Here is a 15,801-nt window from a genome sequence, read left to right on the forward strand (position 1 = left end):
CGGTCAGAACTCGTACCGGATCCCGAACCGCGCGTAGCGGCCGACGTTGTAGGTCAGCGGCTCGCCGAAGCTCCCGTTGTCGCGGTCTTGCACCGACTGGATCTGCGTGTAGTTGAGCACGTTGAAGACATCCGCGATCACGCCCAGATTGCCCTTCTTGCCGAGCGGCGGCTTCCACTCGAGCCGGAGGTCGAGCTCATTGAACCCGGGGAGGCGCCGGTCGCCGCGCGGCTCGGCGAAGTAGCGGACCTTCGCGATTCCGTCCTGCGGGAATGCGTGGCACACGTCCGGCGTCGCCGGGTTGTTGTCGTCGTCGACGAGCAGGCACTGGCTCTTCTTCGTGTACGTGTCCCCGGTGTAGTACGTCCAGTTGCCCGAGAGCCACAGGTGCGGCCTCTCGAACGCGTACGTCCCCTGGATCTTGATCTGGTTCGTGGGGTCGTGCGTGAGATGCCCGTTCCAGTTGATCTTCGAGTTGGGTGTGTCGAGGAACGGGCTCGGTCCGGCGTCCTGCCCTCCGCTGTCCGACGCTCCGTCGAACCCGACGTTGTCGGTCGTTCCCGTCGTCTTCGAGTAGACGTAGGAGATCTGCCCCTGCCAGTTCTTCTTGAAGTTCTTCGTCAGCGTGAACATCGCGCCCTTGAAGGTGCGCGTGAGCCCCGAGGGATTCGTCACGAGCAGCGTGTCGGTGTCGAAGTTGTTCCAGTCGTACATCGTCACGGTTTGACCGGTCGAGACGAAGTTCCCCGCCGCGTCCTGGACGCCGACGTGTCCGGTCACCGGCGTGTAGTTCGGGTGCTGGGCGATCGTCTCGACGAACTGTTTCCACGTTCGATAGATGCCGGTGACCGAGAAGACCATGCCCATCGGCAGTCCTCGGTCGTAGCCGAGGACGACCTGATCCATGTACGGTTGTTTCAAGTTCGGATCGATCGCGTAGGTCTTCGTTCTCACGGGGAACGTCTGGACCGCCCCGCTGTCCCAGTCGATGACCTTCTGGCTGTCCTGGAACGCCCCGGGATCGACCCAGTAGTAGTACGTCGCGTGCAAGCCGGCGTAGTAGCGCCCGGCGTGGAACTTGAGGAGGTTCTGGTTGTCCCCGGTGATGTTCCACGCGAGGCCGAGCCGCGGCGCGATCCCCATGTACGCGTACACCTTGCCGAGCGTGGGCACGCGTCCCTGGTAGTAGTCGAGGCGCACGCCCGGGTTGATCGTCAGCCTCGGCGTGATCTGCCAGTCGTCCTGGGCGAATCCGCTGACCCGCTCGTTCGTCGCCTTCACGTCGTAGGCCGCGCCGTAGTAGTGCGCCGTGCCGTAGCCCCCGACGCCGGTGCCGGGATCGGTCCCGTAGTAGTTGTTGTAGATCCACTGGCCGGTCGGGTAGCCGTAGCGGCTGCGGAGCGTCGACCGCTCGACCTCCATCCCGAACTTGAAGTCGTGCGTCCCGCCCCAGTCGGCGACGTGCTGGGAGATCGACGCGTTGATCTGATTACGCCCGCGATCCGCCTTGTACCAGTAATACGAGTTTTGGCTGTAGAGTCCGGTGATCCCGTCGTAGAGCCCGGGCTGGCCGTAGCCCACGGTCGGGTCGAGGTAGTAGTAGCCCTCGTACCCCTGGAAGGTGACGTCCAGGATCGTGTTGTTCGTGAGCACCGACTTCCAGGCGACGTTCCAGACCCATTCGGGAGCCGTCTCGTGGACGGTCGCCTCCTCGGGGGTGATGAGATCGCCGCCGCGATTCTTGACGTCGTAGTAGTCCCACTCGACCCACGCGTCGAAGTTGTTGTTCGCGTTGATCTGCCAGCTGATCTTCCCGAATCCGCGGGGTGACTTGGTGGTGATGTCCGGTCCGCCGTTGTTCGTCACCTCGTTGAAGTACTGGCCGGAGATGTACCACCAGAGCTTGTCCTTGACGAACGGCCCCCCGAAGTTGGCCGTCGTGTTGAGGTACTTCGCCTCGGTCGGGTTCGCTCCGGCCGGGGCGTTGTTCGACCACGCCAGGTTGTCGTCGGTGTAGTAGGCGTCGACGAGGCCGTGGAAGAGGTTGCTTCCGGACTTCGTCGTGCTGTTGAACATCACGCCGGTGAAGCCGCCGTACTCGGCCGGGGCGCCGAGCCCCGCCAGCTCGACCTGGTCGATGATGTTGAAGTTCACGAACGACCACGCCGAGCCGGCCTCGGGATCCGAGGTGTCGACGCCGTCGATGTTCCAGGCGACCCCGGTGTCGGAGGCGCCGCCATAGGCGACCGTATTGTTGATGCCGGGTGCGAGGTTCAAAGCGTCGGGCTGGAATTGGCTCGCGGGGATGTTCGCGAGAACCTCGTTCGACAGGATGCTCTTCGTCTCGGGGCTCGTCACGTCGATGTTCGGCGGCTCGCCGGTCACCGTCACCGTCTCCTGGCCCGCGAACGGCGTGAGATCGAGGTGAAGGTCGAGTGTTCCGCCGACCTGGATCCGGACATCCTCCCGCTTGAGCGTCTTGTAGCCGGCCATGACGACCGTGACCGTGTACATGCCCGGTGCGATCTCGGGGAACCGGAACCCGCCCTTCGCGTCGGTCGCCGTCGATCGCGCGCCGCCGATGAGCTGGGGGCTCTCGATCGTGACCGCGGCGCCGATGATGGCGCCGCCGTCTTGGCCGCGCACCATTCCCGTGATGGCCGAAGTAGTCTTGCTCTGAGCGAAAGCGCCCGCGTGCATCGCGAAGAGCAAGCACGCGACGGCGGCGAGCCGTACGGCATGGGTCAGTCTCATCGTCTCCTCCCGGTCGTGACCGGACCGTAACATCGGGCGGATCGATGAGACAACAGGAATTTGCGTTTCGACGTCGATGGGTTACGCCGACACGCGCCTTCTACAATGGGTCGATGCGCCCTCCAGGTCGCGACCTTGGTCCGCAGCGCCGTCCCCGATGGCCGGTGCTGCTGCTCCTCTCACTTGTTATCTACGCATGCGGAGAGCGCCGGACGGGGCTCGGCGCATTGCCGCGCGGCATCCATGCCGCGAACCTGAACCTCGTCGTCGTCACACTCGACACGACGCGGGCCGATCGCATCGGGTGCTACGGCGCCAAAAATGTGGCCACGCCGCACCTCGACGCCCTGGCGAAAGACGGTGTGCGGTTCACGCGCGCGGTCTCGCCGATGCCGCTGACCTTGCCGGCGCACTGCACGATCTTCACCGGGCTCCTCCCCGGCGCGCACGGCGTCCGCGACAACGGCGGGTTCAAGCTGTCGCCGGAGCACGTCACCCTCGCGGAGGTGCTCGAGGAGCGCGGGTTCGCGACCGGCGGGTTCGTCTCGGCGTTCGTGCTCGATCATCGCTGGGGGATCGCGCAGGGGTTCGACACCTACTTCGACGACTTCGACCTGAAGCAGCAGGAGAAGCTGTCGATGGGCGACATCCAGCGGCCGGGGAACGAGACGGTCGACCATGCCGTCGCGTGGCTGCGGACGGTCAAAGACAAGCGCTTCTTCGCCTGGATCCACCTCTACGACCCGCACGCGCCGTATGCGCCGCCGGAGCCCTATCGATCGCAGTACCGCGATCGCCCGTACGACGGCGAGATCGCGTGGACCGATGAGCTCGTCGGACGGATCTTGGCGTCGCTCCGCGATCTCGGCGTCGCCGACCGCACCGTCGTCGCGGTGCTCGCCGATCACGGCGAGAGCCTCGGCGAGCACGGCGAGCACGGCCACGGCTACTTCGTCTACGAGCAGGTGACGCACATCCCGCTCCTGTTGGTGACGCCGTACTCCGGCACGCGCGGCAAGGTCGTCGACGCGGTCGTGAAGTCGATCGACCTGGCGCCGACGCTCCTCGACCTGCTCGGCGTCGCCGGGGTGACGCTCGGGACCGGCTCGAGCGCGGTGCCGCTCGTCACAGGCGCGTCGGCGGCGGGAGGCGACGGGTACAGCGAGTCGTTCTACGCGCGCCTCCACTACGGCTGGAGCGAGCTGCGCGCGGTGCGCACGAAGCGGTGGCACTTCATCGAGGCGCCGAAGGCGGAGCTGTACGACCTCGACGCCGACCCGGGCGAGACGACGAACGTGGCATCAAGGGAGCTCGACGTCATCGACCGCCTGCGTGGATCGCTCGGCGAGTTCGAGAAGGAGTCGATCGCGAAGCTCGCCGCGGCGGCGCCGGTCGAGGAGGACGAGGAGACGCTCAAGAAGCTCGCTTCGCTCGGCTACGTCGGCGGCACGACCGACACGTCGGGCAAGTCGTGGCGCGATCTCCCCGATCCGAAGGATCGCCTCCCCGTCTACGACGACATGAACCACGTGCGCGAGCTGGTCAAGGACGGGAAGGAAGCCGAGGCGGTGCCGATCCTCCAGGCGATCCTCGCGAAGGCGCCCGAGGTCATCGACGCGTATTACACGCTCGGCAACTGCCTCGCGAAGGACCACAAGTTCACCGAGGCCGCGGCGTACTACAAGAAGACGCTCGAGCTGCGGCCCGACCACGATTACGCGATGATCGGCCTCGCCGACATGCTCGTCGCCGAGGGCAAGGTCGACGACGCGATCGCCGGGTACACGCACTTCCTGAGCCAGGATCCGAAGAACGCGCAGATCCTCTACCGTCTGGCGCAGGTGCAGCTCGACGACGGCCGCGATGCCGACGCCGCGGCGAACTTCAAGAAGACGCTCGACGCGGAGCCGCGAACGGCGCGCGCCGAGGTCGGCCTCGGTGTCGTGGCTTTCCACCAGGGGCGCTCGGACGAGGCGGCCCTCGGCCTGAAGAAGGCGCTCGCGATCGACCCGAAGGCGCGGTGGGCGCGCTACAACCTGGCGTTGATCGCGGAGGCACGGAAGGACGTGCAGGGGGCGATCGCGGGCTACCGCGCCGAGATCGCCGACTACCCGGACGCTTACAAGGCGCAGTTCAACCTGGGAATCCTCCTGGGGAAGTCGGGGGATCTCCCGGGCGCCGTCGCCGCGCTCCAGGCCTGCGTCACCCACGAGCCCAACTGGCCGATCGGCCGCTTCTACCTCGCCAAGGCGCTCATCTTGAGCGGTGACGTGCCTGGTGCCAAGGACCAAGCGCTCCGGGGTCTCGCAATCGACGACAAGTCGTCGTACGCCGCGGTCGGCCATTACGTCCTCGCCGACGTCTACAACCGCAGCGGCGATGCCGCCCTCGCGCGCTCCGAGATGAACAAGGCAGCGGCGCTGGACAGGAATTAAGGGGACAGCTACCGAATTCTCAAACTAACCACCCTTCGACTTTGGGTGAGAATTCGGTAGCTGTCCTCTTGATTTCAGAGCTTGGCGACGGCGGTCTTTCTCCGGAGCTGCAAGACGAGGGCGTCGGGATCGACGAGGACGCGCTCGGGCGCGAACGCGCAGTGGATCGTGACGTCCTTCGATTCGCCCTTCGCCAGGGTCACGGTCGCGCGCGCGTCCTTGTAGTCGTTCGAGGCCACGCCCTTGTCGTCGAAGCGCTCGGCCTTCGTCGCCGCCGCGATCTCGACCGGCATCGTCGCGGAACCCTTGTTCGTCACCTTCACGGTGACGTCCCAGCCGCCGTTCGCCTCGGTCTTCTTCGCGCCGTCGAGCGTGTACTCGGACACGACGACGTCGTTGAACCATTGTTGGATGAACGCGTCGTACGCCGCGGCGTCCGGTGCGTACGGGCGCAGGAACGCCGTCAGATCTTGCAGCACCGGATGATCGGGGTTGTCGTCGTACGCCGTCTGGAAATCGTGGAGGCCGTGGAGCAGATTGTCGCGCCCCATCTGCTGCTGGAGCATCCAGACGACCCAGCCCATCTTGTCGTAGGTCACGGTCGTGTCGCCGGGCTTCGAGCCGTCGATCTTCACCATCGGCTTCTCGGAGTCGACCTGCCGGCTCTCGCCGTAGCGCTCCTCGATGCGCTTGCAGAACTCGATGCGCGGGCCCACGCCCTTGACCTGCTCGGTCAGGAGGATCGTGGAGTAGTGCGACATCCCCTCCGAGAGCAGGTTGCCGCCGGGCCCCTTGCCGGGGAGGAGCAGGTTGCCCCACCACTGGTGTGCCGATTCGTGCGCGGCGATCGTGAACGGGGCGTCGCCGGTCTTCTCCTGCTGCGTCAAGAAGCCGATCGACTCCGAGAACGTGATGTCGGTCGCGAACCCCTGCGCGTACGTCGCGAGGCCGGGGAACTCCGACAGCTTCAGCTCCTGCCACGGATACTCGTGGAACCACTGCGCGTAGTACTTCCTCGCGCCGTTCAGCCCCGCCAGCAGCTCGTCGATGTTGTAGTCGTGGCCGGGATAGTAGTAGATCGCCGTCCCCTCGCCCTGTTTCACGGCCCACTTTCCGGCGACGACGTTGAACATCCGGACCTTGCGGTCGGTCTTCCAGACGGCGGTTCTCATGCCGTTCTCGACCTTGTCGGACTCGAGGATGCCGACCGAGTTGTAGCGATACTCCTCCGGCCCGGTGATCTCGATGCGCGCGGTGAACGCGGAGCCGCTGCCGAACGCCGGGTCGGTCTGGCCCACGTAGAAGTCGTCGGGGTAGACCTTGGTCTCATAGCGGTTCTTCTCTTCCTCGATTCCGATCCCCTCGTCGTAGCCGACCTCCGGCGCGAACGAGGGGCCGAACCCGGTGAGCACGACGCCGGCGGGGAAGATGAACTCGTCCGATCCGCCGCCGTTCTTCGTCGCACCCTTCGGGAAGGTCCCTTCATAGGCGAAACCGACGTCGATCGTCTCGCCGGGACCGAGCGGCTTCGGCGGCGTGAACGCGAAGAGCGACGTCCGGTTCTCCGGCTTGTACTCCTTCCCACCCATGGTCCACTTCGGCTCGGTCCAGTGGAAGCCGCCGGTGAGCGCGAACCGCGCGAGCGGCTTGTCGTGCGGGTTCGAGAGCGTGTAGCCGCCCTCGACCGCGAAATGGCGCTTCTCCGGATCGAGCTTGAGCTTCATCTTGAGGTCGACGATCTCGGGCTGCGGCGCGTCCTTCCACGTGGCGAGGTTCTGCTTCCAGTAATCGTGCGCCTTCTTCTTCGCGGCTTCGGATTCCTCGCCGCGTCCGATCATGACGCCCAAGGTCGACGCGAGGACGAGCGGCACGAGCGCATACGGCGAAAGGCTGAGCGCGCTCCCGAAGAGCGCCCGCGGCCGCAGGCGGTGGATGATCCGCACCGGATCCGCGTCGCGCCGCCCGTGGAACCTCACCGCGACGACGACGAAGAGCGCGGCGAGCGAGAGGACGAGCACCCGGTTCAGGACGATCGCCGTGCGATCCATCTGGTACGGGCCCATGTCGGTCCAGCGCAGGGCGCCCCAGAGATTCCAGTTGAAGACCCAGCTCATGTGGCCGCGGACCTGCGCCCACCCGCTCGCGGCGAGCGCGATGAGCCCGATGCCGTAGGTGGCGTAGCGGCTCTGCGTGATCGACACGGCCGCCATCACGAAGCAGCTCCAGACGAGGAACGTCGGGACGAGGAGGAGGCCCCACGTCAGCAGGAACGGAAAGATCGCGAGCGAGACCTTGCCTTGCACGAGGATGATGATCGCGGAGCCGATGAAGCAGCCGGCGAGAACCGCGATGCCGACGACGGCGTTCGCCACCGACTTGCCGAAGAGAACGGAGGCCGTCCTCACCGGCGTCGCGTCGAAGATCGCGGCGAGCCCCGTGTTCCTCTCCCTCTGGTGCGACTCGACCGTGTAGAAGAGGAGGAGGAAGGAGACGAGGAGGGTGAGCGTGTTCATCATGCGCACGGCGACCGTTCCCGGCGTCGCGAGCACGTACGTGCCGAACGGGCCGAGCGCGGTGAAGTTCGCGCCGATCGTCTGGATGAGGATGAGCGGGACGAAGAGGTAGAGACCGGGCGCGTGCGCCAGCTCCCTGAGCTCGGTGCGGGCGACCTCCATCGCCCCCTGCCAGAACCGCGGAGGCACCGTGCGCATCGCCAGCGCGCCCAGGGGCGCCGTCGCGATCTGCGGGCGCGCGAGTGCGGGCGGCGCCGAAGGGGCCGCGGCGACGAGGCGGCGCTTCTCGGCCGGCGAGACCTCGCCGCGCATCGTGCGTGCGAAGTGACGCTCGGCGAGGACGAACGAGAGGAGCGCGACGCCCAGCATCGCGGCGCGGCTGACCCAGAAGACCGCGTCGAACGGGATCGTCCCCTTGTTGTAGAAATCGACCCCGCGATCGACCTTGAGGTGGGTCTCGTTGAGCCAGCGGAACCCCGCCGGGTCGAGCGCCATCAGGAGCTTGTTCCACTTCGGGTCGAGCCACGTCGGCGACCAGTTCCACAGGAAGAACGCGCAGACCAGCAGCATGGCGACCGGGAGGACGAAGACGAGGATCGGCTTCCGCCACCGGAGCCCGACGGCGAACGAGGTGAAGGCGATGAAGAGGATCGTCGGCATCGCGAAGAGGAGGGCCGGGACGGTGTAGGCGACGACGGTGAACGGACCGCGGATCTCGTCGGCTTTCGCGTTCGGGAACCACTGATACGCCACGATCGCGAAGAGCTGCTGGATCGCGAGCACGGCGGCAAACGCCGCGATCACCGCGAGGAGCTTGCCCCACACGTATTCGTGCGGCGTGAGCGGGGTCGCGTGGAGGACCTCGCCGACCTTGCGCTCGTCGTCCTGGATGACGGCCATCCCGGCGCCCACCGCGACGAAGAATGTGTAGAAGAGCAACGTGATGACGCTCAGCGTGAACGCGATCGCGAATTCGGAGGTGATCCACGCCTTTCGGCCGCCTACCGACGCGTCGCCGCTGTCGATCCGCACGTTGCCGGTCGACAGGCCCCAGACGACGAGGATCATGATGACGACCAAGATCCATGTCAGCGGCCGCCGCGCGTGGAGCGCGAGATCGGTCTTGAAGACGAGCCAGAGCCGCCGGAAGCTCACGACAGGACCTCGTCCTTGAACCCCACTCCGGTCATGAGCACGAAATAGGCGTCCTCGAGGTTCGGCTCGACGGGCGCGAAGCCGTCCGGGGGCACACCGCCGCCGTTCTGGTAGACGCGCACCTGGTTCCGGCCCTCGACGAGGATCGACTGCGTCACGCGGTGCCGCTGGCCGATGTCGTCCAGATGCTCGCGCGAGTCGGCGACGCCCTGGTAGATGCGCCCCTGGATCAGCGAGCGCGCCTCGGCCGGGGTCGTGAGCGCGACGACGCGGCCGCCGCGGATCACGGCGAAGCGCGAGCAGAGGACGGAGACGTCCTCGACGATGTGCGTCGAAAGGATCACGATCCGGTCGGCCGCGAGCTCGGCGAGCAGGCGGTAGAAGCGGAAGCGCTCCTCGGGGTCGAGTCCCGCCGTCGGCTCGTCGACGATGATGAGCCGCGGGTTCCCGGCGATCGCCTGCGCGAGCCCGAGGCGCTGGCGCATCCCGCCCGAGTACCCCTTGACCTTCCGCTTCGCCGCGAACGAGAGGTTGACCCGGTCGAGGAGCTCCGCGACGAGCGCCTTCATCCCGCCCCGCGCCTCGACCCCCTTCAGCTCGAGGAGGTGCCGCAGCATCGCCTCGCCGGTGAGGTGCGGGTAGAAGCCGAATTCCTGCGGGAGGTACCCGAGGCGAGCCCACACGTGCTGCGGGTTCTCGGTGACCTCGACGCCGTCGAGCACGACGCTGCCCGACGTCGGCTCGAGGAGGCCGGCGACGATACGCATGAGGGTCGTCTTGCCGGCGCCGTTCGGTCCCAGGAGGCCGAACATCCCTCCCGAGATCGTGAGGCTCACTCCCTGGAGCGCGGCGACGGGACCCGGATAGACCTTGACGAGATCGCGGAGCTCGAGCATGTCGTGCCTCCCCTTCTTTCTTCCCCCGTGTAAACGGCCCGCCGGGGAGAAGGGTTTCGGCCCTTAGAATCCACGCCGTGGAAACGGCGGTCGCCACTTCCGGATTGCGGCGCATCTTCGGCGAGTTCGTCGCGGTGGACGGCATCGACCTCGCGGTGCCGCGCGGGTCGGTCTACGGCTTCCTCGGCCCCAACGGCGCCGGAAAATCGACCACGATCAAGTGTCTCACCGGCCTTCTCGCCCCGAGCGCCGGCTCGATCACCCTGCTCGGGATCGACCCCATCGCCGACCCGATCGCGGCCAAGCGGCAGGTCGGCGTCGTCCCCGAGGACCTCGCCCTCTTCGAGCAGCTGACCGCCGCGGAGACGCTCGCGTTCGTCGGCCAGGTCCACGGCCTCTCCGCCGACACGGTGAGGGAGCGCAGCCGCGAGCTGCTCGCGCTCATGGATCTCACCGACGCGTCGGGCCTGCTCGTCGCCGACTACTCGCACGGGATGCGGAAGAAGACCTCGCTCGCCGCGGCGCTCCTGCCCGCCCCGAAGCTCCTCTTCCTCGACGAGCCGTTCGAGGGCATCGACGCCGTCGCCAGCCGCCAGATCAAGAACCTCCTCCTCGACTACGTGAAGCACGGCGGGACGATCTTCCTGACGTCGCACATCCTCGAGGTCGTCGAGCGTCTGTGCGACCACATCGGCGTCATTCACCGCGGGCGCCTCGTCGCGCAGGGGCCGATCGACGCGCTGCGCGCGGGGACGGCGGGCGGCGAGACGCTGGAGGCGCTCTTCCTGCGCCTCGTCGACGCGCCGCGCGCGGACTCGGCGCACCTCGACTGGCTCGGCGGATGATCCGCTCGCTCCGCGCCTTCGCCTGGCTCCGCTGGCGCCTCTTCGTGAACGGCCTCAGGGGGCGCCGCCGCGATTCGCTCGAGCAGGTCTCCCGCGCGGCGCGACTGCTCGTGCTCGCGATCCTCGTCGTCGCCCTCCTCCCCGGCTCCATCCTGCTCGGCGTCCTCGCCTTCACCGGCGGCCGCGGCATGGCGCTCGGCGAGCCACACGCTGCCGCGCTCCTCATCGGGGCGCGGGGGGTCCTCGCGGTAGTCCTGATCGTCGTCCTCATCAGCCCGATCCTCCGCTTCGGCGGCGCGGCGCAATCGATGACGCGCCTCGCCCTCCTCCCGATCCCGAGGCGCGCGCTCTTCGTCACCGAGATCGCCAGCCACCTCGCCGATCCCTGGATCCTGGTCATCGTTCCCGCGCTGCTGTCGCTGCCGGCGGGCCTCGCGGCGGAGGGCGCGTTCCGCGCCGCGGCCTCGGCCCTCGTCCTCGGGATGCTCGCGCTCGTGGTCCTCGCCGCCGCCGGCAGCATGTCGGCGCTCCTCGGCGCCCTCGTCTTCCGCCACCGGCGCCTCGGGGAGATGGCGAGCGTCGGCCTCCTCGTCGGGATGACCCTCCTCGCCTACGTGCCGATCCTCCGCTCGCACGGCGCGGACGCGCTCGGCGCTCCGATCAGGCTCGACCTCGAGGCGCACCCCTGGCTCGCCGCGATGCCGTGGGAGCTCTACGCGCGCGGCTTGGAGGCCGGGCTCGAGCGCGTGCCGTGGGGGACCCTTGCGGGTCTCGCCGCCACCGCCGCCGTCTTCACGCTCGCGGGCGCTCTCGCGTTTGCGCGGATCATGAGCGCCCCCGGCGACCGGCGCTCCCGGGCGAAACGCCGCGAGGAGCGCCTCCGGCGGATCCCCGGGTTGTCTCCGGCTTCCTCCGCGGTGGCGCGCGCGTTCTTCCGGCTCGTCACCCGCTCGGTCCGGGGACGCATCATCCTCTTCACGGCGCCGCTGCCTTCGTTCCTCTTCGGCTTCCTCTGGCGCGGGCGCTCGATGGGGCTCGTCGATCCCGCCTACACGGGGCTCCTCGTCGTCGCGGGCGCCGCCCTCCTCACCCTCATCTCGATGACGCCGTTCCAGTCCGACCAGTTCGCCGTCGATCGCGCGGGGCTGACCCTGACCTTCCTCACGCCGATCAGCGGGAACGAGATCGTCGTGGGCAAGGCGGCCGCCGCCCTGGGAGCCTTCGCGATGCCGGTCGCGGGCGGATTGACGATCGCGATCGTCCTCTACCCCCACGGATCCCCGGTCGTGTGGCTCGGGGCGATCCTCTGCGTGTTCGCGGCGTTCCTCGCGCAGTCGCCGGTCGCCGCGTTCATCGCCGCCGTCCTCCCGGCGCCGTTCGATCTCACGCGCCTGCGCGGCGGGAACCCGCACCCGCTCGCGTCGATCGTCACGTCCCTCGTCTCGGTGATCGCTTTCGCGGCGTGCGCCGGCGTCTTCACGAGCGCGCTCGCGCTCACCGGGTCGCGGTGGGGCGGTCTCGCGGCGGCGATCGCCGTGTTCGCCGCGGCGGCGGCGATCGCGCGCGCGGGCTGGCCGCTCGCGGGACGGGCGCTCGACGCGCGCCGCGAGAACCTCGCGATGATGGCCCAGGGCCGGTGAGCCGGAAGGCCGACCCGGTCGAGATCGCGTTCCACCGCGCCGTGCGCGGGCTCGTCCCCGACGGCGCGCCGCTCGTCGTCGCGGTCTCGGGGGGCGGAGACTCGGTGGCGCTCCTCCACCTCGTCGGCCCGTACGCCGCGCGACACGGCATCGCGGTGACCGTCGCTCACCTCGATCACGGCCTCAGGCGCGGGTCGGCCGCCGACCGGCGGTTCGTCGAGGCGCTCGCGGCGACGCTCCGTCTTCCCGTCGTTGCCGAGCGTTGTCTCGTGAAGGGCGAGAGGCGCCGCGACGAATCGCTCGAGGAGGCGGCGAGGCGTGTGCGCCGCGCGTTCCTGATGCGTGCGGCAGAGAGGAGCGGCGCCTCGCTCGTCGCGACCGGTCATACGCAGGACGACCAGGCCGAGACGATCCTCATGCGCTTCGCCCGCGGCGCTGGGCCCGCGGCGCTCGCGGCGATGGCGCCGTCCGGTCCCGGCCCGTTCGTCCGTCCCCTCCTCGGCCTCGAGCGCGCCGAGCTTCGCGCATGGCTCCGGAGGAGGCGACACGCCTACCGCGACGATCCGACGAACGACGACCTCGCCTTCGATCGCAATCGCGTGCGCCGCCTCGTCGTGCCGGCCCTCATGAAGGCGGTGAACCCCCAGGCCGCGCGGCATCTCGTCGAGGCCGCCGCGAGGCTCCGTTCCGACGCGGCGTTCCTCGATGCGCTCGCGCTCGAGCGGTTCGACGCGATCGCCACGCGCCGGGGCGGCCGTGTCGGAATCGACGCAGCCGGCCTCGCGTCGCTCCCTGGCCCGCTCGCCTCGCGGGTTGCCCGGCTCGCGCTGGTTGCCGCCGGGTGCGACCCACGGCACGTCTCCGCGCGCCACGTCGGCGCCGTCGTCGGTCTGGCGGCCCTCGCGGAAGGCGCGTCGATCGATCTCCCCGGGAAGCGTCGCGCCGAAAAACGCCGCGGCCGGATCGTCCTTTGATACTGTGCCGCGATGCGCCTGTCCCGCGAGATCCTGATCAGCGAGAGCGCCCTCAAGACCCGCGTCGAGGCGATGGCGCGCGCGATCGCCGCCGACACCGCGGAGGGCGGCCCGCTCTCGGTCCTCGTCGTCCTGGACGGCGCCTTCATGTTCGGCGGCGACCTCGTGCGGCGCCTCCCGATGCCGGTCCACACCGCGCTCGTGCCGCTCCCCTCGATCGATCGCGGCGGCGACCCGCGTCAGCTCCGCCTCCCCGAAGGGTTCCCGGTCGAAGGTGCGGACGTCCTCGTCGTCGAGGACATCCTCGATACGGGCCGGACGCTCCTGGCGCTCAAGGACGAGCTGCTCCGGCGCCGGCCGAGGAGCCTCAGGATCGCCGTCCTCCTGGACAAGCCGGCCCGGCGGGCGGCTCCCCTCGTTCCCGACTACGTCGGCTTCGAGGTCCCCGACCGCTGGATCGTCGGGTATGGGCTGGATGCCGAGGGACTTTATCGGAATCTGCCCTACATTTCGTTTCTGGAGTGACCTAGACCGGCCTCACGGCGCTGCGATTTCTTGGCGAGGTCCCGGTAACCCCTATATATTGAAGAAGTCCAAGGGGCCTGGAGGTACCGGAGCGTTGAACAACCACCTGAGGACCATCCTCGTTTGGCTCGTCTTCCTGGGCGTCGTCGTCATCGCCTATCAGATCTTCGCGACGGCCTCGGCGCAGAGGGTGGACCTCGACTCTTCGGCTTTCTACAAAGCCGTCGAGGATAAGAAGGTCTCCGAGGTCACCATCTCCGGCGACACCGTCGGTTACGACATCCAGGGCAAGTTCACCGGCCAGCTGGACAACGGGTCCGGCCAGCAGGTCTCGAACTTCCGCGTCTACACCGTGAAAGACGACGCGCTCATGCAGAAGCTCCGCGACGCCGGCGTCACGGTGAAGGCGAAGAAGCCGGCCGACAACTCGATGTTGGCCCTCCTCCTCACGTGGTCCCCGATCCTGATCCTCGTCGTGGTCTGGATCGTGTTCATGCGGCAGATGCAGTCGGGCGGCAACAAGGCTTTGTCGTTCGGGAAATCCCGCGCGAAGCTGACCTCGGCCCAGGGCAAGCGCGTCACCTTCAAGGACGTCGCCGGGGTCGAGGAGGCCAAGGAAGAGCTCCAGGAGATCATCGAGTTCCTCAAGGAGCCGCAGAAATTCCAGAAGCTCGGCGGGAAGATCCCGAAGGGCGTGCTCCTCATGGGCCCCCCGGGAACGGGCAAGACCCTCCTCGCCCGCGCGATCGCCGGCGAGGCGAACGTCCCGTTCTTCTCGATCTCGGGCTCGGACTTCGTCGAGATGTTCGTCGGCGTCGGCGCCAGCCGCGTCCGCGACCTCTTCGAGCAGGGGAAGAAGAACGCCCCCTGCATCATCTTCATCGACGAGATCGACGCGGTCGGCCGGCACCGTGGCGCGGGCCTCGGTGGCGGCCACGACGAGCGCGAGCAGACGCTGAACCAGCTCCTCGTCGAGATGGATGGCTTCGAGACGAACGAAGGGGTCATCCTGATCGCCGCGACGAACCGTCCCGACGTCCTCGATCCCGCCCTGCTCCGGCCGGGCCGCTTCGACCGCCAGGTCGTCGTGGGCCGTCCCGACGTGCGCGGCCGGGAAGAGATCCTGCGGGTCCACGCGCGGAAGATCCCGCTCGGCCCCGACGTCGACCTCTCGCTCCTCGCCCGCGCAACGCCCGGCTTCTCCGGCGCCGACCTCGCGAACCTCGTCAACGAGGCCGCGCTCTTCGCCGCGCGGAAGAACCGCAAGGCGGTCGCGCAGGACGACTTCGAGATCGCGAAGGACAAGGTCCTGATGGGCGCCGAGCGGAAGTCGCTCATCATCTCGGACGAGGAGAAGAAGATCACGGCGTACCACGAGGCCGGCCACGCGCTCGTCGCGTACAGGGTCCCGTACGCCGATCCGCTCCACAAGGTGACGATCATCCCGCGCGGCCGCGCGCTCGGCGTCACGATGCAGCTCCCGGTCGACGACAAGCACACGTACTCCCGGGAGTACCTGGAGTCGATGATCTCGGTCTTGATGGGCGGACGCGTCAGCGAGGAGCTGACCTTCCAGCGCATGACCACCGGCGCCGGCAACGACATCGAGCGCGTCACCGAGCTGGCGCGGAAGATGGTCTGCGAGTGGGGCATGTCCGACGCGATGGGCCCCCTCACCTTCGGCAAGAAGGAAGAGCAGATCTTCCTGGGGCGCGAGATCGCCCAGCACCGCGACTACTCCGAGTCGACGGCCGTCGAGATCGACCGCGAGGTCAAATCGATCGTCCTCGCCGGCTACAACACGGCGAAATCGATCCTCGAGGCCAACCGCGCCGCACTCTCGCGCATCGCGGAAGCGCTGCTCGAGCGCGAGGTCCTGGACGCGGAGCAGATCGCCGCGCTCGTCCGGGGCGAGTCGCTCGCCGAGCCGCCGCGCTCGTCGACGCCGCCGACCGCGCCTGCCGAGACACCGGAAGCCGCGGAGGCGAAGGGGCGCGCCGCCGTGCTTCCCACGCCCGGAAGCCAGCCGGCCTGATCCGCTCCGCCCGCGCCGAGGAGCACCGG

Annotated in this window: 9 protein-coding genes; 6 read left to right on the forward strand and 3 right to left on the reverse strand. The window is 68.3% G+C overall.

Going from position 1 to position 15,801, the window contains the following annotated elements:
• Window positions 1-3: 3 nt before the first annotated feature.
• On the reverse strand, window positions 4-2,754 hold the full coding sequence (locus VFV19_05555) for a TonB-dependent receptor (GenBank protein HEX4823755.1): 2,751 nt from the start codon (window positions 2,752-2,754) through the stop codon (window positions 4-6).
• 113 nt (window positions 2,755-2,867) lie between these two features.
• Here VFV19_05555 and VFV19_05560 point away from each other — a divergent pair, with 113 nt between their 5' ends.
• Window positions 2,868-5,189, forward strand: coding sequence for a sulfatase-like hydrolase/transferase (locus VFV19_05560; GenBank protein HEX4823756.1), 2,322 nt, complete (start codon window positions 2,868-2,870; stop codon window positions 5,187-5,189).
• Window positions 5,190-5,263: 74 nt separating this feature from the next.
• On the opposite strand, the gene VFV19_05565 is transcribed toward VFV19_05560, so the two are convergent.
• Both VFV19_05565 and VFV19_05570 read right to left on the reverse strand, forming a co-directional pair.
• Window positions 5,264-8,857, reverse strand: a complete 3,594-nt coding sequence (locus VFV19_05565) for a M1 family aminopeptidase (GenBank protein ID HEX4823757.1) — start codon at window positions 8,855-8,857, stop codon at window positions 5,264-5,266.
• Window positions 8,854-9,753 (reverse strand): ABC transporter ATP-binding protein, encoded by a 900-nt coding sequence (locus VFV19_05570; protein HEX4823758.1) that lies wholly within the window; start codon window positions 9,751-9,753, stop codon window positions 8,854-8,856. Before VFV19_05570 ends, VFV19_05565 begins: the two co-directional genes overlap by 4 nt.
• A 77-nt stretch (window positions 9,754-9,830) precedes the next feature.
• Here VFV19_05570 and VFV19_05575 point away from each other — a divergent pair, with 77 nt between their 5' ends.
• The 5 genes from VFV19_05575 (at window position 9,831) to ftsH (ending at window position 15,772) form a co-directional block, all read left to right on the forward strand.
• The gene (locus VFV19_05575; GenBank protein ID HEX4823759.1) at window positions 9,831-10,598 is read left to right on the forward strand and encodes an ABC transporter ATP-binding protein; all 768 of its coding nucleotides are present in this window, start codon (window positions 9,831-9,833) and stop codon (window positions 10,596-10,598) included.
• Window positions 10,595-12,238 carry a hypothetical protein gene (locus VFV19_05580; GenBank protein HEX4823760.1) on the forward strand — a complete coding sequence of 548 codons (1,644 nt, stop codon included), beginning with the start codon at window positions 10,595-10,597 and terminating at the stop codon, window positions 12,236-12,238. Before VFV19_05575 ends, VFV19_05580 begins: the two co-directional genes overlap by 4 nt.
• Window positions 12,235-13,212: a tRNA lysidine(34) synthetase TilS gene (gene tilS / locus VFV19_05585; protein HEX4823761.1), complete on the forward strand. Its 978-nt coding sequence runs from the start codon at window positions 12,235-12,237 to the stop codon at window positions 13,210-13,212. The genes VFV19_05580 and tilS overlap by 4 nt, the downstream gene beginning before the upstream one ends.
• Window positions 13,213-13,224: 12 nt before the next feature.
• Entirely contained in the window at window positions 13,225-13,737 is a 513-nt protein-coding gene (locus VFV19_05590) for a phosphoribosyltransferase family protein (protein ID HEX4823762.1), read from the forward strand.
• A gap of 94 nt (window positions 13,738-13,831) precedes the next feature.
• A complete protein-coding gene (gene ftsH / locus VFV19_05595; protein ID HEX4823763.1) occupies window positions 13,832-15,772 on the forward strand; it encodes an ATP-dependent zinc metalloprotease FtsH in 1,941 nt (646 codons plus the stop codon).
• The last annotated feature ends 29 nt before the right edge of the window (window positions 15,773-15,801 follow it).

Source organism: Candidatus Polarisedimenticolaceae bacterium, from assembly GCA_036275915.1.
Taxonomy (GTDB): Bacteria; Acidobacteriota; Polarisedimenticolia; order Polarisedimenticolales; family DASRJG01; genus DASRJG01.